This is a genomic window from Allocoleopsis franciscana PCC 7113, assembly GCF_000317515.1.
Lineage (GTDB): Bacteria > Cyanobacteriota > Cyanobacteriia > Cyanobacteriales > Coleofasciculaceae > Allocoleopsis > Allocoleopsis franciscana.
Window position 1 is genome coordinate 1,307,233 of record NC_019738.1, and the last position, 20,274, is coordinate 1,327,506.

General features: G+C 44.8%; 20 protein-coding genes, 1 tRNA gene and 1 pseudogene. 7 read left to right on the forward strand and 15 right to left on the reverse strand.

Annotated elements, in window-relative coordinates; all coding sequences use genetic code 11:
* Window positions 1-192: 192 nt before the first annotated feature.
* Both MIC7113_RS05500 and glnA read right to left on the reverse strand, forming a co-directional pair.
* Window positions 193-1,092, reverse strand: a complete 900-nt coding sequence (locus tag MIC7113_RS05500; protein WP_015181187.1) for a ferritin-like domain-containing protein — start codon at window positions 1,090-1,092, stop codon at window positions 193-195.
* A gap of 404 nt (window positions 1,093-1,496) precedes the next feature.
* Entirely contained in the window at window positions 1,497-2,918 is a 1,422-nt protein-coding gene (glnA, locus tag MIC7113_RS05505; RefSeq protein ID WP_015181188.1) for a type I glutamate--ammonia ligase, read from the reverse strand.
* Window positions 2,919-3,541: 623 nt separating this feature from the next.
* Between glnA and MIC7113_RS37940 the strand changes: the two genes are divergently transcribed.
* The 3 genes and pseudogenes from MIC7113_RS37940 to MIC7113_RS34500 all read left to right on the forward strand — a co-directional run.
* Window positions 3,542-3,862 carry a hypothetical protein gene (locus tag MIC7113_RS37940; RefSeq protein ID WP_015181189.1) on the forward strand — a complete coding sequence of 107 codons (321 nt, stop codon included), beginning with the start codon at window positions 3,542-3,544 and terminating at the stop codon, window positions 3,860-3,862.
* Window positions 3,863-4,020: 158 nt separating this feature from the next.
* Window positions 4,021-4,530 (forward strand): allophycocyanin subunit beta, encoded by a 510-nt coding sequence (gene apcB, locus MIC7113_RS05515; RefSeq protein ID WP_015181190.1) that lies wholly within the window; start codon window positions 4,021-4,023, stop codon window positions 4,528-4,530.
* A gap of 194 nt (window positions 4,531-4,724) precedes the next feature.
* Window positions 4,725-4,943: pseudogene (locus MIC7113_RS34500) on the forward strand (tetratricopeptide repeat protein); the annotation flags it as partial.
* 57 nt (window positions 4,944-5,000) lie between these two features.
* Here MIC7113_RS34500 and MIC7113_RS05520 read toward each other — a convergent pair.
* The 3 genes from MIC7113_RS05520 to MIC7113_RS05530 all read right to left on the reverse strand — a co-directional run bounded on the left by MIC7113_RS05520 (window position 5,001) and on the right by MIC7113_RS05530 (window position 7,601).
* Window positions 5,001-6,323, reverse strand: coding sequence for a serine/threonine protein kinase (locus tag MIC7113_RS05520; RefSeq protein ID WP_015181191.1), 1,323 nt, complete (start codon window positions 6,321-6,323; stop codon window positions 5,001-5,003).
* 181 nt (window positions 6,324-6,504) lie between these two features.
* On the reverse strand, window positions 6,505-6,930 hold the full coding sequence (locus MIC7113_RS05525) for a hypothetical protein (protein WP_015181192.1): 426 nt from the start codon (window positions 6,928-6,930) through the stop codon (window positions 6,505-6,507).
* A gap of 176 nt (window positions 6,931-7,106) precedes the next feature.
* Complete coding sequence (locus MIC7113_RS05530; protein WP_015181193.1) at window positions 7,107-7,601, reverse strand: hypothetical protein; 495 nt, start codon at window positions 7,599-7,601, stop codon at window positions 7,107-7,109.
* Window positions 7,602-7,820: 219 nt separating this feature from the next.
* Here MIC7113_RS05530 and MIC7113_RS05535 point away from each other — a divergent pair, with 219 nt between their 5' ends.
* A complete protein-coding gene (locus tag MIC7113_RS05535) occupies window positions 7,821-9,152 on the forward strand; it encodes an IS1634 family transposase (protein WP_015181194.1) in 1,332 nt (443 codons plus the stop codon).
* A 228-nt stretch (window positions 9,153-9,380) separates the two neighbouring features.
* Here MIC7113_RS05535 and MIC7113_RS05540 read toward each other — a convergent pair whose 3' ends face one another.
* From MIC7113_RS05540 to MIC7113_RS05550, 3 genes are all read right to left on the reverse strand, one after another.
* Window positions 9,381-10,088, reverse strand: coding sequence for a hypothetical protein (locus tag MIC7113_RS05540; protein ID WP_015181195.1), 708 nt, complete (start codon window positions 10,086-10,088; stop codon window positions 9,381-9,383).
* Window position 10,089: 1 nt separating this feature from the next.
* A complete protein-coding gene (locus MIC7113_RS05545) occupies window positions 10,090-11,199 on the reverse strand; it encodes an AAA family ATPase (RefSeq protein ID WP_015181196.1) in 1,110 nt (369 codons plus the stop codon).
* Between the two features lie 98 nt (window positions 11,200-11,297).
* Window positions 11,298-11,855: a Uma2 family endonuclease gene (locus MIC7113_RS05550; RefSeq protein WP_015181197.1), complete on the reverse strand. Its 558-nt coding sequence runs from the start codon at window positions 11,853-11,855 to the stop codon at window positions 11,298-11,300.
* 173 nt (window positions 11,856-12,028) lie between these two features.
* Here MIC7113_RS05550 and MIC7113_RS05555 point away from each other — a divergent pair, with 173 nt between their 5' ends.
* Together MIC7113_RS05555 and MIC7113_RS05560 are read left to right on the forward strand one after the other, a co-directional pair.
* A complete protein-coding gene (locus MIC7113_RS05555; protein WP_015181198.1) occupies window positions 12,029-12,328 on the forward strand; it encodes a type II toxin-antitoxin system HigB family toxin in 300 nt (99 codons plus the stop codon).
* On the forward strand, window positions 12,312-12,710 hold the full coding sequence (locus tag MIC7113_RS05560) for a helix-turn-helix domain-containing protein (protein WP_015181199.1): 399 nt from the start codon (window positions 12,312-12,314) through the stop codon (window positions 12,708-12,710). Before MIC7113_RS05555 ends, MIC7113_RS05560 begins: the two co-directional genes overlap by 17 nt.
* An 89-nt stretch (window positions 12,711-12,799) precedes the next feature.
* Here MIC7113_RS05560 and MIC7113_RS05565 read toward each other — a convergent pair whose 3' ends face one another.
* From MIC7113_RS05565 to MIC7113_RS05590, 7 genes are all read right to left on the reverse strand, one after another.
* Complete coding sequence (locus MIC7113_RS05565) at window positions 12,800-14,422, reverse strand: MFS transporter (RefSeq protein ID WP_015181200.1); 1,623 nt, start codon at window positions 14,420-14,422, stop codon at window positions 12,800-12,802.
* A 73-nt stretch (window positions 14,423-14,495) separates the two neighbouring features.
* On the reverse strand, window positions 14,496-14,627 hold the full coding sequence (locus MIC7113_RS38555; RefSeq protein ID WP_015181201.1) for a hypothetical protein: 132 nt from the start codon (window positions 14,625-14,627) through the stop codon (window positions 14,496-14,498).
* 101 nt (window positions 14,628-14,728) lie between these two features.
* On the reverse strand, window positions 14,729-14,911 hold the full coding sequence (locus MIC7113_RS37470; RefSeq protein ID WP_015181202.1) for a hypothetical protein: 183 nt from the start codon (window positions 14,909-14,911) through the stop codon (window positions 14,729-14,731).
* A gap of 204 nt (window positions 14,912-15,115) precedes the next feature.
* Complete coding sequence (locus MIC7113_RS05570; protein WP_015181203.1) at window positions 15,116-16,318, reverse strand: TAXI family TRAP transporter solute-binding subunit; 1,203 nt, start codon at window positions 16,316-16,318, stop codon at window positions 15,116-15,118.
* Between the two features lie 171 nt (window positions 16,319-16,489).
* A complete protein-coding gene (gene hppD / locus MIC7113_RS05575; RefSeq protein ID WP_015181204.1) occupies window positions 16,490-17,614 on the reverse strand; it encodes a 4-hydroxyphenylpyruvate dioxygenase in 1,125 nt (374 codons plus the stop codon).
* 122 nt (window positions 17,615-17,736) lie between these two features.
* Window positions 17,737-19,221 (reverse strand): adenylate/guanylate cyclase domain-containing protein, encoded by a 1,485-nt coding sequence (locus MIC7113_RS05580; protein WP_015181205.1) that lies wholly within the window; start codon window positions 19,219-19,221, stop codon window positions 17,737-17,739.
* 347 nt (window positions 19,222-19,568) lie between these two features.
* Window positions 19,569-19,642 (reverse strand) — tRNA-Arg (locus MIC7113_RS05590).
* A 60-nt stretch (window positions 19,643-19,702) separates the two neighbouring features.
* Here MIC7113_RS05590 and moaC point away from each other — a divergent pair.
* Window positions 19,703-20,215, forward strand: coding sequence for a cyclic pyranopterin monophosphate synthase MoaC (gene moaC, locus MIC7113_RS05595; RefSeq protein WP_015181206.1), 513 nt, complete (start codon window positions 19,703-19,705; stop codon window positions 20,213-20,215).
* Window positions 20,216-20,274 lie beyond the last annotated feature (59 nt).

Below are 20,274 nucleotides of genomic sequence, written 5' to 3' on the forward strand. Positions count from 1 at the left end.
TTGGTGAGGTACAACGTAGTTGGCTTTAAGGCAGAAGGCAGAGGGCAAAGGGCAGAAGTTGAGTGTAATCCACTTATTTGAGAACCGCTATAAAAGAATCAAGATGAGTGTGAAAATTCCGGTAAACCTCGCAGCTCTCTCATGAAACCCTAACTCATGAGAAAAGGAGGTCTACCGTACTCACCAGATTGTTTACGCAGTTACCTTCTTCTTCTGATGCTGCGTGCGATTCAAGCCGCTCAAGAACATCGGCACAAACTTCTCCATAAACGCCTGTGGATCGCGATTCCAAGCTCGCTGTGCTGCTGTAATTCGAGTCATCTGTAGCTCTGGAGCTATCAAGGTTTGGGGTAGGCGTTCCATTAAGTATTGGGGACGCTCCCAAACTGGCATGGTGTTAGCAATTTCCAGGAGATGGTTCATCCGCCGCAGTTCGGCACCTGCCATAATATCCATGCCCGATTCAAAAGCGGCCTGTTCAATGGCAATATACTTGCGCTTTGCTTGTTCCACCTTTTCTCTGTGTTCTGGGCTTTTCTTGGCGATTTGGGCTAACCAACGGTTTCCCCAGCGCACATGACCGGCTTCTTCTGGGAAAATCTGCTCGATGGTTTCCCTGATTTTGATGTTTTCCTCAGTTTGCGGTGCTTCTTTCAACGCCTGAATGTGACCCGAAAAATACTCACAACCCCGCTTTTCGGTGACATTAATGGCTGCCAACGCTGCAATGATAGCGTCTTCCTTTTGATTTTCTTGCTGATATTTATCTTGGTCTAGGAGTCGCTCAAATTCGCCAATATATGACACTCCAGGCGGTGTGCCGATGTCTGCGCCCAACTCCACCAGCAGATCGGTTAACCACACAGCATGACGCGCTTCGTCACACACATGATGAGACAAGTCGCGCACCAATTGCACCGGCTTACCATCGAGTTTTTCAATGACATCAGTGAGGTCTATGCAGCTATGTTGCTCGTTGAATCGGTAGCGGTTGAGGGTGATCAGGTGAATTTCGCGATCGCGCACCACGTTTCTCATGATGTCACGCGCACTCATCGAATTGTTGAATTTGCGGGGATAAGCAACTGTCATCGGTTTATATGTTCTTTTGTAAAGCTATTTATCTAATCGTAACGTAATTTTTCGGAGATGGAGCCGTTTAGATTCAGCCCTAGGTAAGGTTTTTAACCCAATTTGATGCGCTAAAATAAGAGTGCTGAACCCTACAATTCTTACTCATTTTTAGCGCAAGGATTCAAGACCTGTTTTTTCTAAGAAAAAGGCTATTTTAGGGCTACTTAAGCGTCCTGCTCATCAATTCATTGCTGAGTCAGCTTTACAATCTGTTACTTAACACCCATGAATAATTGTGAACGATGAACACAAAAAAACCACCCCTAAAGGTGGTTCATTGGGTCGTTTTTACCGACCGCTACCCAACTTCAAACTCAAGGATATGAAAGTTGGGCTTTGAGGGAATCAGCTAAAGCCTGAAACTAGACATCGTAGTAAAGAGAAAACTCATAAGGATGAGGACGCAGCCGCATCGGGTTGACCTCATTATCGAGTTTGTAGCTGATCCAATTTTCAATGAAGTCTTCGGTGAACACACCAGTGCTGGTCAAGAACCCATGGTCTTTCTCCAAACTCTCTAACGCATCTTCCAAAGAACCTGGTGTGGAAGGAATCTTGCTCAATTCCTCAGGGCTGAGGTCGTAGATATCCACATCCAGGGGTTCGCCTGGGTCGATTTCATTCTTAATCCCATCAATGCCAGCGCAAACCATCGCAGCAAAGGCGAGATAGGGATTGCAAGTCGCATCAGGGCAACGGAACTCTAAGCGCTTCGCCTTGGGATTTGTACCGGACAAGGGAATCCGAATCGAAGCCGAACGGTTACCTTGAGAGTAAGCCAAGTTCACCGGCGCTTCAAACCCAGGCACCAAACGCTTGTAAGAGTTGGTCGTCGGGTTCGTTAAAGCCAACAGGGCTGGGGCGTGCTTGAGAATACCACCGATGTAATTCAACGCCATCTTGCTCAGGTTGGCGTAGCCATCACCCCAGAATAGGGGTTGCCCATCTTTCCAAATGGACTGGTGGGTGTGCATCCCGGAACCGTTATCGTTAAACAGCGGTTTGGGCATGAAGGTAACGGTTTTGCCATACTTCTTGGCAACGTTTTTGATGACATACTTATAAGTCATCAAATAATCAGCCGCTTCAACGAGGGTGGCAAAACGGAAACCTAACTCGTTTTGTCCGCCTGTCGCCACTTCATGGTGATGCTTTTCAATGGGTACGCCGCACTCTGCCATCGTCAGCAGCATTTCGGTACGCATATCTTGCATCGTATCCGTTGGGGCGACGGGGAAATAACCTTCCTTATAACGGGGCTTATATCCCAGGTTGCCACCCATTTCTTCCCGACCTGAATTCCAGCGTCCTTCGATGCTGTCTACGTAGTAGAAGGCTTTGCTCTCGGTTTGGTCAAAGCGCACATCATCAAAAACGAAGAATTCAGCTTCTGGGCCAATGAATACCGTATCTCCAAGCCCTGTTGACGAGAGGAAATCAATCGCTTTCTGAGCGATGGTGCGAGGGTCGCGGCTGTACCATTCCCCAGTGCGCGGCTCTTTAATGCTACAAATCATGCTCAGGGTTTTTTCTTGCATGAAGGGGTCGATCCAAGCTGTTTTTGGATCGGGCACCATGCACATGTCGGATTCGTTGATCGCTTTCCAACCCCGAATACTGGAACCGTCGAAGGGAACGCCGTCTGTGAAAGAACTCTCGTCGATTTGATTGTAGTAGAACGAGCAGTGCTGCCAGATCCCTGGCATGTCAATGAATTTCAGGTCAATGATCTTGATGTCTTGGTCTTGAATCAGCTTTAAGACATCTTGTGGGGTTTCTGGCATGAAAGACTCCTGTTGTGAGTTGGATTTTCGTTTAAAAAGGGCACAAATAATTTAACGATATTGCTGGTTGGGGATTCGTTAGTCAAGTACTGTGTCACTCAAAATAGGGTTGATCAGGGAACGGTTGTTGGCGGCTTGACTTTTGAGACGATTCCTCTACGGTTATCCAAGGAATAGAAAGTTATCCATCCATTCGTTGGTTGGTTTGACCTAACTGGATGTCCGGCTCTCTATTCGATTAGATAACGGATGGTTGAGACTATTTCGGGTTTCTTCACTTCTCGAATTCAGAATTACTGAATGCACCCTAATTAACCGGGGGATAGCCCTGTTAATTTTGCATTTATATAGCATCCTTGTTTCCCTCCCCTAGCTTTTGACAGGGGGTGGTTGGAGCATTCATCATTCATCATTCATCGTTCCCCCTTGACTCTCTCTCTCCAATGCACCTGACTCATCCTAGGGAGAGAGTGTAGGAGCTTTTGTATCCTACACTACAGAATCTCTAGTGCGAGTTCTGCGTGTTCCCAGAAAAGTTAAAAAATGTAGCAAAATTAACCAAAAATCGTAGAATTCATTAGGCTAAAAATAATGCTGTATCAAAAGCTACATTTTTAGGACGTATGAACTTTTACTTTAATACTCAAAATTTTGAACAGGAAGAGGAACTCCGATACCAACCCGGACAGCGGGTAGAGTTAAAAGCTCGCCCTGGAATGGTGGATGTGATTGCTGAATATGACCCCATGATGGTACCACCCATCTGGTTAGCCAACGATCCAAAACCCCGATATCCCCATGAATTAAATGTGCTGGCTAAACCTGTTATAGGCAGTGCTTGGTTAAGAGCCTCTCGACGTAGTCAGCAAAAGCCCCTAGCAAAAGCCCCTCGCTGTCACTTAACCCCTACCGGTCGGGTGCGTTGTGCCAGCGCTCACGGCTAGGACAAGCCCTACTTCCTAAAAAGTTGCTTTGTATTTGATGCATTTGCGGGTCAAGCCTGTGTGATGATTAATAAATGCAGGACTTACGCGATTGAAAAGGGTGTGTAAGTCCTATAAATCTATAAATATAAGCAGATTGTTGTTGGGAGAATAATTTAATGCGGGATGCAGTCACAAGCCTAATTAGGAGGTATGACGGCACAGGTCGTTACCTGGATCGGAATGCGATTGATTCACTCAAGTCCTATTTTGAAACCGGTACGGGACGGATTGCGGCAGCAGCGGTGATTAATGGCAATGCGGCAGCCATTGTCAAACAGGCCGGCTCACAGTTATTTGATGAATTGCCCGAACTGATCCGTCCTGGTGGAAATGCCTATACGACTCGTCGCTATGCGGCTTGTCTCCGAGACATGGACTATTACTTGCGCTATGCCAGTTATGCCTTAGTGGCGGGTGACATGAATGTGTTAGATGAGCGGGTACTGCAAGGGTTGCGGGAAACCTACAACTCTTTGGGAGTGCCCATTGCTCCCACCGTTCGTGGTGTTCAGATCATGAAAGACATTGTTAAGGACATGGCAGCGGAAGCTGGGGTGCAAAATACTGGGTTTATCGATCAGCCGTTTGACCACCTGACTCGCGAGTTGAGCGAACAGGACCTCTAGGCTTTACATAACAAAAACACGGACAAAACAAGACAAGCGATCGCGACTTGAAGCAATCAAGAGCGATCGCTTAATTTTTGGGGATTTTATACTTCAGGTAAAGGCTGAGTTAACCCCTTTGTGCATAAGTTCTCCCCACTCAGAGATAGATGAAATCGATGAGATGAAAGCGGTTAAGCGAGGACGGAGAAGATGCGATCGCTTCTTATGACCGGGCGATTGAGCTCAATTCTAAAATTGAAAAAGTTTGGTTTAATCGGGGAATTGCCCTGGCAAATTTGAAACGGTATCAGGATGCGATCGCATCTTTTAACGAAGCTTTGCGAATTAACCCCAATAATGCTAAAGCGAGAGAGAATCGCGATCTATTGCAGCAACAGGTTGGACAACACTCAGAATCTGAGGTCGTTTAATAGTTTTCGCTGCTGACAGCTTTAGCTAACCTCATAGCAATTCATTAAGTTGTCAACCTATTTAATTTTCAACCAATCTTTAATTTCTTGAACCAGCCAATCGCGTTCTAATTCCGCTAGAGGTGGAGCAATGGCACCAAACTTGTATTCTTGCACACCTGCTTGAAGCACAACTGTTGCCAGGGGATTACCATTAATGGTTATTGATTCATCACTTTTGCGAACACGATGAATGGCTGACGTTTTTCCCTGGATTTGTCGATAGCATATACCCAATAATTTCCACTTCATTACAAAGGAATCACGGTAGAGGCGGATGTCAACTTCCCCGAAAGCTGGCAATAACACCATACCCAGTGGTAATAAACCAGCTATCCAAAATAGCAATACAATTGGATTGAAACTCAACAATCCTATCGGGAAAGTTCCACCGTACCACACGAGTACCCAAAATAGTAAGAAAGTGTCTGACGCTTTAATTCCTCGCCCTGGAATTTTTAGATCAAGCTGAGAGGGAGATTTTTTACATGAGATGCGGCTCCCGTAGGGTTGGTGGACGGGGAGAAAAGAATTAGGAATACGGCGACTGTTGAGAGCTTCTAAGGCTTGGTGAGCTGTAGTAAATCGTTGCTCAACATCGGGTTCTGTTAGCCCTTCAATCCAGCGCACAAAATCAAGTTTGAGGCTTACTTTATCGCTAAACTGAATCCGCATATTTCGCTGTGGGAGATCGGCAGGCGGAGTTCCTGTGAGGAGATGAATTAAGGTTGCTCCCAAGGCATAAAGATCAGAGGCAGGAACAGATCGACCTCCGAACTGTTCCATTGGGGCATAGCCATAAGTGCCAACGACTGTAAATGTCGCTCCCTCAACGGCGGCTCGGTCTTGTACGGCTCCAAAATCCACCAAATAAATCTTTTCATCCTCTCCCAAAATTAAGTTGCTGGGTTTGATGTCGCGGTGAAGGACAGCGGGACTAAGTTGGTGCAGATAAATCAAAATTTGCAATACATCCGTGGCAATTTTACGCACCTCTTGCTCAGAAAATTTTCGCCCCTGAGTCAACAATTCTTTGAGGGAAGAACCGGGAATATAATTTTGGACTAACCCAAACCAAAGAATGCGGTCATCGATCGAAAAATAATCGCGGTACTTGGGAATTTGAGGATGGTTAAGTTGCTTTAAAACATGGGCTTCTCGCTCAAACAGTTTGAGGTTATCCCACTGTACCTGGTCACCAAATGCCAGGAGCTTGACAATGACTGGCTCAGGGGGTTGTTGCGCTAAATCGCCGGCTAACCAAGTCTGACGACCGGCATTCTGTCCTAATTGCTGTTTGAGTTGATAGCGATCGCGCAGTACCTGTCCTACTTGTAGCATCTTGGAGCTACTCCAGCGAAAAGTTAAAAGGATAAGCTGTTGTGCCTGTAACTTGCATGACTCGGACAGGCAGGATGCCCATCCCACAAGAACTCTCTACTCTTGAAATCTGCAATTGAGATGATTGTTATCTTAACACTGGAAGTATAGACGTTCCTGAATGCAGCTACATCATTGGTGTTCAGTTTTGCGGGTGTCTTAGGCGATCGCGTTTTTTGGTTTGATCAATGGGTATTGTATCTATTGGTGATTTTGTAGAAATAGCATCTTGACATTTTGCCCTAATTCTTGTCAGGAATGGGAGAATAGAATCGGCGTATTGTTGTTGATGTTTGCCGTGGTCAAATTCAACGGCATTCCATACCTGTTGTAGCTGTTCTTGAGTCAAGCATTTTTGGAGTTGACAGGCAACGGCATTTTTCCACTGTTCAATCTGGCGATAGCTGATAAATTGTCCTCCTTTGTCGAGGCGGTGGACAAATACGACATAGAGCCAGGATTCGATTTTTACGATTAGTGAAGATGGGATTTTCAATAATTTGGCAATTTGATGTTTGGTGATGCGGAATTTTTGGGCGGGGTTGATGCGACGAAATAAGGTTGTCATAGTTGTTTAATTCTGTGTTTAATATAGCCCTTCTCGATGGGATGAGATACAGTCTGACCTCTCTCCAAACTCCTCACTAAAGCTCCGGTCTCCTACAAGGAGAGAGGCTTTGATTCTTGCTCCCTCCCCTTAGTAAGGGGAGGGCTGGGGAGGGGTCTAGCTTTTGGGCAAAAGGCTTAATCTTCTTGTTGGTAAGTTGCTTGTTGCAGTTGTTCGCTGGGAACATCAAAGAGAACTTCAAATTTAACAGTAGGGATGAAGCGGTTGAGAAAGCGTCGATGATCTTCTGCGTCTTGACGATTGAAAAACCGGGCTACTGTATACCGTCGAGCATTGGGTAGGTGTCGGATAATTGCCCAAGGACGGGAGTAATCTTCAATTTGTGAATTACGTTCTTGGGGAGTTTTTAGGACTTCTCCCCTGATGTTGGTTAAGGTGCGCTCAATCAGTTGCCAAAGCTGTTGCCGTTCTGGGCTGGTATTGTTGGGTATCAATGTCCAATCGCTGATGGGTGCTGGTGCGAATGTGAGAATGTAATCGTCCTGACCCTCTCGGCATAGTTTCCAGGATAAACGTCGGGTCTGTTTTTGGCATTTGTATCCCTGTTGGCGCATGGTTGCACAGATTCTGTCGCCCTCTGTTTGAAGGCGAAGCCAGTCGGAGTGTTTCATTGTCAAAATCTGGGTAGTGTCTTCAAAAAGGGCGATCGCTTATTCGATCCCACATTCCGCCCTTTGACTGTCACAAGTAGATAATTTAGTGGAGGCAATCGAGGCAAACGCAACGTAAGTGGAGTTAAAGATAGCCTAGCCAGCTTTTTGGCCGAAACAGGATAATTGAACGGGAGTGGAAGGGCTAAGTCTTGGGGAGGGGGTGTGAAAGCAGCAGAAATGCAGGTAATGAACCTCGACCACTTGGGTCTGGTGGCAGGTATTATTGACGAAATCGGGCTGGTGGAACAAATAGACCTGCGGTTGGGGCAAGACAGCCGAGAAAAAGTCAGTGCAGGTCTTGTGGTCAAAGCAATGATTCTCAACGGACTGGGCTTTGTGTCAGCCCCACTGTACTTATTTAGTCGATTTTTTGAAGGGAAAGCTACAGAACACCTGATTGGAACCGGAGTCAAGCCAGAACATCTCAATGATGACCGCCTGGGACGAGTGCTTGATGAACTGTTCCTGGCAGGACTAACCCGTTGCTTCGTCAGCATTGCCATGAAAGCTATCGCCAAGTTTGGAGTGAGTATTGAGACAGCGCACTTAGACTCGACCTCATTTCATCTGCATGGCGAGTATGAAACAGCCAATGACGAAGTGGTAGTCACTCAAAAGACAGAAGATGGCACAAGAGTAGAAATTGAGGTAGCGCCGAAAGCGATTCACCTAACGTATGGATATTCTCGTGACCATAGAAGTGACCTCAAACAATTCGTGATGAATCTGATATGTGGTGGAGAGGGTGGTATACCGTTATTTTTAGAGATGGCAGATGGCAATCAAGACGACAAGACAAAGTTTGCCCATCTGTTTGAGGAGTTTCAGAAACAGTGGACTTTTGAGGGAATACACATAGCAGATAGTGCTTTGTACACTGCCGACAACCTCAAGCGGATGAAGCAGTTGAAATATCACACCCTAGAAGCAGTAGAAATCATTGAGCAAGACCATTACTCCCAACCGGGAAGACCAGCAAAGCAAACTCGACCCACTCACAAAACCTATCACATTCAAGCCACATTGGTAGTCAATGAAACTGTCCTAGAACAACAAAGACAGCAAGCGGGACGATTCATTCTCGCCACCAATGTCCTAGACAAGGAACAATTGAATAATGATGCAGTCCTGAGTGAGTACAAAGAGCAGCAGAGTACGGAACGGGGCTTTAGCTTTCTCAAAGACCCTCTGTTTTTTGCTGATAGTGTTTTCCTGAAAGACCCAGGTCGCATTGCTGCTGTAGGGATGGTTATGGGATTGTGTCTGTTGGTCTACAACTTGGGACAGGCAGCTTTACGTCAAGCCTTAGTTCAAGCTGATGAAAGCCTCCCTAATCAATTAAAAAAGCCGACTCAGCGTCCCACCCTCCGCTGGATATTTCAGTGTTTCCAAGCGGTGCATTTGTTAGTGATTGATGGGGTTGAGCAAATTGCCAATCTTACCGATGAACGCTTAAAGATTTTGCGCTTTTTCTCTCAAGCTTGCCGGGACTACTATCTATTGTGCTGAGTTCTTCAAGTCATTGAAATACTTCAACAATTATTTCAGCAAAGTGATGCGTAGACGAGCTTTTAGTTAACGCATCAGGCTTTTCCTGATAGGAAACAGTTCACTTTATGTTGCCAGTTACTTGACTTTTATTGCTACTTGCTGCTTTTTGAGAACAAGCACCCGAAAAAAGTTAGCATCTCTCATCTCTAGAACGTTTCACTCGATTGAACTGGCCTGTGTTAGCCTTCAGTTCCACACAATTATCCGCTTGTGACAGTCAAAGGGCGGAATGTGGGTAACAATGTTTCTACTCTGAATTTCTTCTATAAAGGTTTTAAAGCTGGGGTTTTCTTTGTACAACTCCAATAAATTTCTTCGCTTACAATATTTCATTGAAATACTTCGATAATATTCAGGATTCTTATTATTAGTATCAATCGTAAAACCTTCCTTTCTTTGAAGGGCTTGGTTTAAGGTAGACAAACAACTTTTAAATTTTGACTTTTTGTTATCCGTGTAATAGAGCGGAAGTAGCCAACACTCCATAGAATGTACAGCTATGGCAAAGATGATTTTATCTTCATACCTAGTGTAAAAATTCTCACCAATCAAGCCTTTGAATTTTTCGACCACCTTCTTAATCAACTGTTCAGGAGTAAATTCTCCATTTTCATCTCGATGAGGTACATTATAATGCTCTTCTGAAACGTCAGTATCTATGTGAATAATAATATACTCATTGAATTGAAATGCCTCTTTAAAATCCGTTGATTGGCAATACTCAAAAACTTGACTCCAACCACCAAAATTACTAGACCTATTAGCATCAGTGGCATCCCTTAATGGTTGAAGCCAATTGATATCTATATCAGGATTAAAATACCCAGCTAAAATATTCTCAATAACAATTTGGTCAGTTAGCCCTTCAGCGATGCCTGCAAAAGTATTCTTCATACTAGAAACCTTTTGGAAGCCCCCCAATATAGCCTTTCATAAAAGCTTCTGATAATTTTATAGGTTTTTGCCCTTCCAAAGGTTCAGGTTTCAAAATCCGTTTAGCTTTAGTATGTCCTAGTTTATTTCGGTAAATCACAAAAAGTCTTTGCTCATCATCATCTAAATTTAATCCATCCAGAACTGCTGGATTGTGGGTTGTAAATATAGCTTGTTTATCGTACTTTTCTGCCATTTTTACTAACTCCTTAATTAACTGACTACATAGCTTTGGATTGAGGGAAGCATCAATGTTATCAATAGCAAAAAACTTAGGTGTATCATCGCTGATAAAAAGAGCGAAGTAGAACATTAAAAATAGAAAACCTTCATTAGAACTTCTTTGGTCAAAGTAAGGTATATCTGAATCTAAATACTTATCTTTTATTTGGACATTTTTTTCTATTTCGGCTAAACCACGAGGCATCTCGAAATCTTGAAACCAATCTATAAGCTTAAGCTTTTCTTTGATTTCATAAATTCTATCTTGATTTTTATCTAGGCTTAAAATTTTCAAAAGTTTAAATAAACCTTCTCCTTTAATGCCTAACGGTTGGATTTGTCCTTCTTTTTCAAAGGTGCGTAATGAAAGGTTTTCAGGGGAATATATCAGAAATTTTTTTAAATATAGATTAAGCTGTTCTTTTTGAGTATTCTCGTTTATATATTCTTCCAGATATTTTTGAATATATTCTTGCGTTTTTTTTCCAATTAAATGCTTGAAATGGATATAATTTTTTTCAAACCAATTGGAATAGGGTTGATTATCATTCTGTAATGAGAAATTGAGACTTGTCTGAGAGTTAGCTTCCAACGATATTTTTATCTCTTGTGTTATATTGCTATGCTCAAAAGCAGAACGCATAAACTGAGGTTCTGTAACTCTAATTCCTCGTGAAGCCAAAAATTCATTATCTAGCTTGTCATTAGCTGCTGCTGAAGCTAAAGCGGTCGCTTCTAATATATTGCTTTTTCCACAACCATTCTCACCAATAAATACTGTTACCCGTCCCAATCTCAGCTTAAGTTGCTGAATTGATTTGTAGTTCTCTATTTTGATTTCTCTAATCATACTTGATACATAATATTTTCAGTGTTGACGAGGATAGCGTGAAGCGAAGCTATAGCGAGGAACGAGCGTCAGCGCTGCTCCTTTCAGCAGAGCGCACTTCAACCCAACGTCAACCAGCCAAAAACCTGCTCCGCAGTAAGTTCTAACTCAATTTTATTTAGAATTGGCAATGGTGTAGCTCCTGTTAACAATTCCACTCGCTGATTGGGAAAGATGACGAGGATGCTGACTTCTTCTGGATCGATTAACCATCCTAGCTCAGTGCCGTGACGCGAACAATGAAGCAGCTTGCCAAGGACTTTGGTTTGTCTTTGATCTGGAGAAAGAATTTCTATTGCCCAATCGGGATGTGTTTCAAAGCGGTTCGCAATTTGACCGGATGAATCTAAGGGGATTCGTTCCCACCGAAACACGGCAATATCGGGGACGGTTGAATCACCCCCAAAAGTGCAGCGTAGTTCTGGGAATGCTAAAGCAATTTTTTGGGGTTTACCAACTTTATTGATTGCCTCGCACAATTCAAACTGAATTAGACTGTGTTTACCTTGAGGCATTGGCTTCTGAATGATTTCCCCATTGATAAATTCTGATGCTGGTTTGGTTTCTGGGAGTTTGAGGAACTCCTCTAAGCTCAGGGTTTGAGCAGCAGTAGTCATAGTGTGCCTCGCGCTTAGGGTTAGCGGCGATCGCTACCTTTCTTTAGACTATATCCCCACAGATTGAACTTAAACCAATCCCAGGCAGAGCCAATACATCTTGACAACTTCCTCTCAAAATGAGAGCATCAAAGAACAATTTATATATTTATTGCATATGAAAGTAAAGACAAATGCACTTAATTGCGATTCGCCACCTCCGAGCTGATGCTGCCCAGTACCCGGATGTCACAAAGCAAATCGAGGCATGGTACGCAACCGTCAACAAAGCAGAATGGCAGAACTTGGAGGACGTTCGTAAGATTTACCGAGATGCTGAAGCCGTTGGAAACTTCACCGTCTTCAATATCAAAGGCAATGACTATCGCCTGATTGTCGGTATCGACTACGAAAGCCAAACGGTTTACTACAAATACTTCTTAACTCATGCCGAATACGACAAAGGCAAGTGGAAAAATGACCCTTACTTTTGACCAAGATGCTTATGGCAATCTACTCGCTGAAGTCGCTCCGAAAGTGATTGAGACAGAGGAGGAGTATGATCGCGCCTTGGCAGTGGCAGAGCGGCTAACTTTTAAGAAAAATCGTACTCCAGAGGAGCGGACGTTACACAAATTGCTAGTGATGCTAATTGAATCGTATGAGGCACAGAACTATCCGATGGATCAATCTGCACCTCATGAGATTCTCCAACACATCTTGGAAGCCAGTGGCACTCGTCAAGCTGACTTGGTGGGTGTTATTGGATCGAGCGGTGTGGTGTCCGAAGTTGTGAATGGTAAGCGATCGATTAGTAAGGCACAAGCTAAGGCGCTTGGCGATTATTTCAAGGTGTCGCCGACGCTATTTATCTAATCATCTGTTAAAACTCTTGTGGGATGGGCATCTTGCCCGTCCCAACTAGAGCAAGTTAAATCTGAAATCGCTGATTGCCACTGTCAACTTCAACAAGGTTGCCGCATCCCCCTTCCCTCCACATAATCCGCATAAATCATCTGCGAAACCTTGGGCGGCGTATCCCCAACATGAAACGCACGTGCACGATCTTCAATTACCCGATCCGAATTCGTCACTCGCTCAAATTGCCGCTTGTGTTCCGCCCAAGATTCCACAACCATCGTCTCCACAAACCGACCGGGGTCAGATAAATCTTGGTACAATCCCCATTGAATCGCCCCATCTCGACGACGAATTAAACTCAGTGCCTGCATCGCCTTGGTAAATTCCTCAGCATTATCGGCATCAATGCGATACTCCAGTGTAACCATGACCGGCCCATCATTCGGGCAAGGCTCAAAAGCCTGAATCGGCTGATTCCAGTGTAGCGAGGCAGATAAGTCGAATTTCTCCACACACCGCAGACGATAGCGAGTCGTCAGTCCCACACACACCATCAATCCTATAGCAGCGGCAGTGAGGGCAGTGGAGATTCCAGTCCGTTGTGCGATCGCACCCCATAATAAACTCCCCAGTGCCATGCATCCCTGGAACACCAACATCTGAGTGGCGATTGCTCTGGCACGTACCCAAGTGGGAACAGCGGTTTGAGCCGACACACTCAAACTCACCATCACAGATAGGGATGCAATCCCCACCACAAACATTACCCCACAGATCAGGTAGACGTTGCGGACAGAGGCTAACACCAGCATCATCGCACCCATCAGCAGCGATGCCCCGGCAACCAAATGGTCAATCGAAGTCTTTTGCCGCACCTTGGGGATAATAAACGCTCCCGTTAACCCACCAATCCCCCAGAAGCCTAGTATTATACCATACCCTAAGGCATCCAGACCTAATTCTCTGCGTCCTAACAGGGGTAATAAGGCAAACAATGCACTGGCAAACAGAATGTAAGCGGCTGTACGAATGTACACCGTCTGAAGCAGGGGAGCGAAACGCGCATAACGAATCCCGGCTTGGATAGCTCCCACAAACCGTTCGGCGGGTAAGGCACTGGTTTGGGTTGTTCTTTGCCAACGATAAAGCACCAGCATTACCGCCACAAATGAAGCCGCATTTAACAGAAAAACAACACCCGTGCTTGTCGCCGCAATCACTATCCCCGCCACAGCCGGGCCAATGGAACGTGATAAGTTAATCACAATCCCACTTAAGGTGACGGCGGAGGAAAGTTCCTCTTTCGCCACCAATTCCGGGACAATCGCTTGCCAGACGGGCATATTCATCGCACTGCCGACACTGAGGGCAAAGGTGAGTACTAGCAATATCCAGGGGGTAGTGATACCTGTAACCGTTAATACTCCAAGCAATGCGGCTACAACCAGCATCCAACCTTGGGTAAACAACAGCATCTTGCGCCGATCTACCACATCTGCGATCGCACCGGCGGGTAACGCCAGTAGAAAAAACGGCAAGCTTGATGCCGCCTGCATCAGTGCCACTAAAAAAGGTGAAGGCGAGAGAGAAGTCATCAGCCATGCAGCCCCCACATCATGCATCCAAGTGCCAATGCTGGACACCGCAGATGCCATCCAAAGGGCACGAAAAACAGGCTGACGAAGGGGACTCCAAGTAGATGTAGGCGTGATTGTTGATGCGTTCATGAAACCTTGGGAGTGAAGGACGTGAACAACTGCGGCACTCCTATGGAGGGGCGATCGCTAACGAAGGTTTCAATTAGAATAACTGCTTATCTGGCTCCTTGTTGAGAGGCGACTGAGTCGTTTGAGGTAGCGCAGTAACTCGAATGGAAAGGATTTTCTCTTCTTCGCTGAGTTGCTCAATGAGAGGGACAATATCCTGAAGCATCTCTACTGACGAAGTTTGAACTCTTCAGAGTCCAGAGGAGAACGCTGAGAAACCAATATTTTTTTAATCATTCCGACGCAAATGGAAAAGAGATGATCAGCTCAGGAAATCTTCTTACGTTCAATGGAATCTCTAGTAGTTTTGTAGGCTTCAAGAAATGTTCGGAAGGATTCCTGAGAAATTTTATCTTGAATTAGGTTAGCTGTCGCTGTTTCGATAATTCGGTCTAAATCATCTTGAATTAAATTCTTATCTCGCTGCTGATCTTGCAATAGTTCAACCACTGACTTAACATAGTGTGCTGATATTTCTCTCTGCTGCTGTTCGGCGATTTTTAGCTGCTTCTCACTGTCTTCCTGGGCGAGTTGGATTTCACGTTCAATTGATTCTCTGGCTGTTTGATAAGCTTCGTTAAACGTTCGGAATGATTCTTGGGCAATTTTTTCTTCAACTAAATCGTTAGCCGTTTGTCTGAAAATTTTATAGAGTTATTTGAGCCTCATTTCAGGGTTTCTGTCATCATCCTTCATTAGCTCGATCGCTGATTTGATGTACAGGTCGGCAGCATCTTTTTTTCCCTGCTCAATCCATGATTTTAGCTGCCAAATCCAAGACCCTAATAGCAAGGCAATAGTCAGAATCAGTCCTACATAGTCAGCATTTTCTTGGATAAAGGAGGGTTTGTCACGCTCGTAGAACGCGATTGCGCCTAGATGTGTGGGTATGCCTGTGCCACCTGTAGTGCTAGGGGAACTAATACCAGCCACTAAGGGTTTAACCTCATCAAATTCCTTAGGGATAGCATCAGCGATTTCTTGACGATGCTCATCTAGAATGGCGGTGATTTCTTGAATGATGCTCTTATCTACTTTCTCGTTGGCTAACAGCACTCTCTGCACAGCTACAGTCGGTAAGGCATTTACAGGTACAGAGGGGAGACTGCCTTTGTAGGCTCCTTGAGGAATAATTGTGGGTTCAAAGGCGGGATACTTAATTCTCATTGCCGCTGCTTGTTCAATAGACAGCAATCGTCCTTGATGTTTTTGTACGAGTTCAAGGATAGAAGTATTACCCAGAGCACGGACGCGAAACACGGCATCTACTCGATTTTGACGAAATGCCTGATCAGCGTCCTCGTCATTCGCACCAATAAATTGGAAATCTTCTTCCTTGAGACCGTAATGCTTCGCTACATGTATAAATGAGCGAAATTGTCCACCAGTTTGAGGCAGGCCAATACGCTTACCCTTAAGGTCACTAAAGTGGTTAATTTCAGGCTTTTGCTTGACAACTAGCTGAAAAATATCCCGGTATAGAACAGCTACAGCGCGTGCTGAAGACCCTGCGGGAACATCAGCTTGAGCCGTCGCAAGCTGAGCTTTTCCCGCTTCTAAGAGCTTGATGTTTTCTGTGGTTCCCCCTGTTTCCTTTACATCAATTGTAATCTTGGGATTATTCGCTTCAACGACCTTCTCAATGGCTTGACTGAGAATATAGCTTTCTCCATCCCTGTTACCAGCCACGAGAGTGAGGTGATGTACTTGGTTGCGGTAGACGAGATGCCAGGTAACGGCTGCAACTAAGCCGATAGTTAAGCCTCCAAGGCTAAGAAAAACGAGAATAGTCAGAGGATCGAGATGATGAAAGAAATTAGGACGATTAGGTTTACGCAACTTTTTAGACGAATTCATCGATCGCTCAATAAGCTATTAATATAGGGTGACATTATAGCGATTCTCAATGAATTCCGAAACTTGGGTAGAACCCGAAGTCAGGAGGAAGAAGGAGTTAGAAGCAGAAATTCTGTGTTCTAATTCTCATCTTACAGAAAAAAATCATTACAATTTTCCTAAGTCAAGGATTCAAAGATTTCCCCGCACGGCTTGTTCCCGCTCAATAGCTTCAAACAAAGATTTGAAGTTCCCCTCACCAAAGCCTTCCGAGCCATGACGTTCAATTATCTCAAAAAATAGAGTCGGTCGGTCTTGAACGGGTTGGGTAAAAATTTGTAGGAGATATCCGTCTTCATCCCGATCCACCAAGATTCCCAGTTCAGCTAACTTATGAATTGGCTCATCAATTTTTCCTAGCCGTGCTTCCAAGTCGTCGTAATAACTTCTCGGTATGCGAATAAATTCGATTCCCGCCGTCTGCATCTGAGAAACGGTTTCGATAATGTTATTAGTTCTGCAAGCAATGTGCTGCACTCCTGGGCCTTGGTTATATTCTAGGTATTCTTCAATTTGCGATTTCCGTTTGCTTTTAGCGGGTTCGTTAATAGGTATTTTGATTTTGCCAGTCTGATCTTGCATCACGATGGATATCAAAGCCGAGTACTCAGTCGAAATGGTCTGATCGTCAAAATGTTTCAAGAGATTGAAATCCATCGTCTCCGCAAAAAATTGCACCCATCGATCCATTTCTCCTAACTCAACGTTGCCAACAACATGGTCAATGTTAAGCAGTCCGACTCCGTTGTTATGGCGTATCCCTGAAGACAGATTATCGCTGGATGGCTTATTACTATATCTAGGTACAAAACCAGGAGCAAATATACCTCGATAATCGCTTCGTTCGACAAATTTGATTAATGTATCTCCAAAACCTTGAATCGCCGCGTAGCAAAATAGTCCGTATCCGTCCTCTTCTTCTGTCGGCGCGATCGCACTGACGGCCCCCCTAGCTGTCGTCTCTTTATAAGCACTGACGGCGTCTGGAACTTCCAATGCGATAATGGCAACTCCATCGCCGTGCTTCAGCGCACTTTGGCAAATTGGGTGATTGGGACTCAATCCCGTGCTTAAAACAAATCGAATGTCTCCTTGTTCTACCACATAAGAAGCGACGTCCCGGCTACCGGTTTCTAACCCTCGATATGCTGTAATGGTAAAACCCAAAAACTGGGAATAAAACAGCGCTGCCTGTCTAGCGTTTCCCACATAGAATTCTATGTGATCAAATCGCTTTATAGGGCAAAAATTATTCATGGTAACTATTCATGATATAAAATGACGATAGCAGAAGAATAATAATTGCAACCCCTAAAAAAATATACCTTGATATAGATGTTTTAATTTGACACCTTGTTTTATAATTTTTATTTTTGGAGCTAAGATTTTCTGCCTTTGAGCAAATACGTGGTCATCTCGCCTTTGCCTTTGACTGGAATGATACCTCGCTCTTCAAAAATAAATTGGTCTCGTAATCGTTCATAGGTTTGTGCCGTAACTTGGATAGTACCAGGAATGCCGAGAGATTCCATCCGACTCGCAGTATTGACGGTATCACCCCACAGATCGTAACTGAATTTTTTGAGTCCAATCACGCCCGCGACAACTGAACCCGAATTGATCCCAATTCGCATTTTAAAGGATTCACCCGTTTCAGCATTGACCTGAGTCAGGGATTGTTGCATATCAAGAGCCATTTGGGCGATCGCACTGGTATGATCCGGTCGGGGCATGGGGAGACCGGCGACTACCATATAGGCATCACCAATGGTTTTAATTTTCTCTAAATCATGTTTCTCCGCAAGTTTATCAAACCCTGAGAAAATCACATTCAAAACCTCAACTAACTCTTTTGCCGAGCGTCGGTTTGAAAACTCAGTAAAACCAACGAGGTCAGCAAATAAAACACTCACTTCTTCAAAACTATCAGCAATCGTGCTTGGCTCCAGTTTCAATCGTTCGGCAATGGGTTTCGGTAAAATATTGAGTAGCAAATTTTCTGTTTGTTCCTGTTGGTAGTGCAGTGCTTCTTGCGCTACCTTGCGCTCAGTAATATCCGATTGAATCCCGACAAAATGCGTGAGGTTGCCCTCTGCATCATAGATGGGTGAAACACTTAACTCATTCCAGAACAGTGTCCCATTTTTACGATAATTGGATAATATAACCTTGCAGCCCTTCCCTTCTCGGATTGCCTCGCGGAGTTCATTGAGGGCCGGTTGATCGGTGTCTTTTCCTTGCAGAAAACGACAGTTTCGTCCCACTACTTCTTCAGCCTGGTAGCCCGTTAGTCGCTCAAAGGCCGGATTGACGTAAGTAATGGGCATGTCAGGCTTTCTGGCATCAGCGATGACAATACCATCACTACTTGCGGCGATCGCTTGGTTTGAGAGTCGCAGTTCCTCTTCTTTTTGCTGACGTTCCCTAATCTCCGCTTGCAGTCTTTTATTTTGCTCAACCAGGCTACAATTTAGGTTCCGGATCGTTAAGTGAGTCGTAATCCGCGCTTTCAAGACTTCTTCCTGAATCGGCTTAGTGATATAGTCTACTGCCCCGACATTAAAACCTTTGACTTTATCTTCTGTATCAGAAAGCGCTGTCATAAAAATGACTGGAATGTCTTGGCTTGCCTCATTCGCTTTTAGACGACGGCAGATTTCAAACCCATCAATTCCCGGCATCATCACATCTAAAAGAATGAGATCGGGATGTGATTCTTCGACAATCTGAAGAGCAATTTTGCCATTCTGCGCCACTAAGACGGTAAAATCAGAATCACTCAAAAAAAAGAACAGCAAATCCAATGTATCTGGGTTGTCGTCAACAATTAAAATGACGCCTTTTTCGTCACTGCCAAGGCTCATTTATCAGTTCCTCTATAATCTTTGGACAACCTAACAGATTCTTCTTTCCTGAGACGCTGACACTCGCAACAGCGTACTCCAGAACCAAAGGCATAAATCTTGTATCCAACTGCACTGCTAAAGCTACAGGTTCAAGAAAAGCTCCCTGATAGGATCTATGATAGCTAGCTCCATCTGACGCGAGGTAAGTCCCCACCCCCAATTTATGGCTGCCAGTTTTGTCCAAATTACTTTCAGCCAACCGCTGACGCTGGCGTTTCCACTTGAGACAAGTCTGCCAATCGACTGATAATGAATCAATTGACAACAAAAAAGACAGAAGATTTTTGTTCTTCTGCCTTCTGGGACGGGCTAGGAGGGATTCGAACCCCCGACACCGTGGTCCGTAGCCACGTGCTCTAGTCCACTGAGCTACAAGCCCTTGATGGAGTCACTTGTTTAAGTCACCCACCGATTAATAATCGTAACACACCTAACTCAAATGCAGCAAGAAAATTTTTCAACTCAACCCCTGACTCATTTAGATTCTCACGGTCAAGCCCAAATGGTGGATGTTTCCGGCAAGGTAGCCACCCGGCGTCAGGCGATCGCCGCCGCCCAAGTTAGGATGCAAACCGCTACGTTTGAAGCGATTGAAGCGGGTAATGCTCCTAAAGGGGATGTCCTCGGAACCGCAAGACTGGCGGGCATTATGGCAGCTAAACAAACCGCCCAATTGATTCCCCTGTGCCATCCCTTACCCCTGCATAAAGTAGAAGTGCAACTCACTCCCGATCCCCAACTACCCGGATATCAGATTCAGGCGTCCGTCACCACCAAAGCCGAAACGGGTGTGGAAATGGAAGCGCTGACAGCCGTTTCCGTTGCAGCCCTCACTCTGTATGACATGGCAAAAGCTTTGGAAAAGTCCATCCAGATTGAATCGATTCGCCTATTGCAGAAGACAGGCGGCAAGTCAGGGGATTACCTCCTTGAGGAGGATGTTGTCAGTTAGAGGCGTAGAATTAAGCTAGTGGCTAGAAATGACCACTAAACCCTGACCACTGACAGCTA

Excerpts from the sequence above, each read along its gene's own strand:
- MIC7113_RS05500 (WP_015181187.1), bottom strand. The coding sequence starts at position 1,092 with ATGACAGTTGCTTATCCCCGCAAATTCAACAATTCGATGAGTGCGCGT.
- glnA (WP_015181188.1), bottom strand. The coding sequence starts at position 2,918 with ATGCCAGAAACCCCACAAGATGTCTTAAAGCTGATTCAAGACCAAGAC.
- MIC7113_RS37940 (WP_015181189.1), top strand. The coding sequence starts at position 3,542 with ATGAACTTTTACTTTAATACTCAAAATTTTGAACAGGAAGAGGAACTC.
- apcB (WP_015181190.1), top strand. The coding sequence starts at position 4,021 with ATGCGGGATGCAGTCACAAGCCTAATTAGGAGGTATGACGGCACAGGT.
- MIC7113_RS05520 (WP_015181191.1), bottom strand. The coding sequence starts at position 6,323 with ATGCTACAAGTAGGACAGGTACTGCGCGATCGCTATCAACTCAAACAG.
- MIC7113_RS05525 (WP_015181192.1), bottom strand. The coding sequence starts at position 6,930 with ATGACAACCTTATTTCGTCGCATCAACCCCGCCCAAAAATTCCGCATC.
- MIC7113_RS05530 (WP_015181193.1), bottom strand. The coding sequence starts at position 7,601 with ATGAAACACTCCGACTGGCTTCGCCTTCAAACAGAGGGCGACAGAATC.
- MIC7113_RS05535 (WP_015181194.1), top strand. The coding sequence starts at position 7,821 with ATGCAGGTAATGAACCTCGACCACTTGGGTCTGGTGGCAGGTATTATT.
- MIC7113_RS05540 (WP_015181195.1), bottom strand. The coding sequence starts at position 10,088 with ATGAAGAATACTTTTGCAGGCATCGCTGAAGGGCTAACTGACCAAATT.
- MIC7113_RS05545 (WP_015181196.1), bottom strand. The coding sequence starts at position 11,199 with ATGATTAGAGAAATCAAAATAGAGAACTACAAATCAATTCAGCAACTT.
- MIC7113_RS05550 (WP_015181197.1), bottom strand. The coding sequence starts at position 11,855 with ATGACTACTGCTGCTCAAACCCTGAGCTTAGAGGAGTTCCTCAAACTC.
- MIC7113_RS05555 (WP_015181198.1), top strand. The coding sequence starts at position 12,029 with ATGCACTTAATTGCGATTCGCCACCTCCGAGCTGATGCTGCCCAGTAC.
- MIC7113_RS05560 (WP_015181199.1), top strand. The coding sequence starts at position 12,312 with ATGACCCTTACTTTTGACCAAGATGCTTATGGCAATCTACTCGCTGAA.
- MIC7113_RS05565 (WP_015181200.1), bottom strand. The coding sequence starts at position 14,422 with ATGAACGCATCAACAATCACGCCTACATCTACTTGGAGTCCCCTTCGT.
- MIC7113_RS38555 (WP_015181201.1), bottom strand. The coding sequence starts at position 14,627 with ATGCTTCAGGATATTGTCCCTCTCATTGAGCAACTCAGCGAAGAAGAG.
- MIC7113_RS05570 (WP_015181203.1), bottom strand. The coding sequence starts at position 16,318 with ATGAATTCGTCTAAAAAGTTGCGTAAACCTAATCGTCCTAATTTCTTT.
- hppD (WP_015181204.1), bottom strand. The coding sequence starts at position 17,614 with ATGAATAATTTTTGCCCTATAAAGCGATTTGATCACATAGAATTCTAT.
- MIC7113_RS05580 (WP_015181205.1), bottom strand. The coding sequence starts at position 19,221 with ATGAGCCTTGGCAGTGACGAAAAAGGCGTCATTTTAATTGTTGACGAC.
- moaC (WP_015181206.1), top strand. The coding sequence starts at position 19,703 with ATGCAGCAAGAAAATTTTTCAACTCAACCCCTGACTCATTTAGATTCT.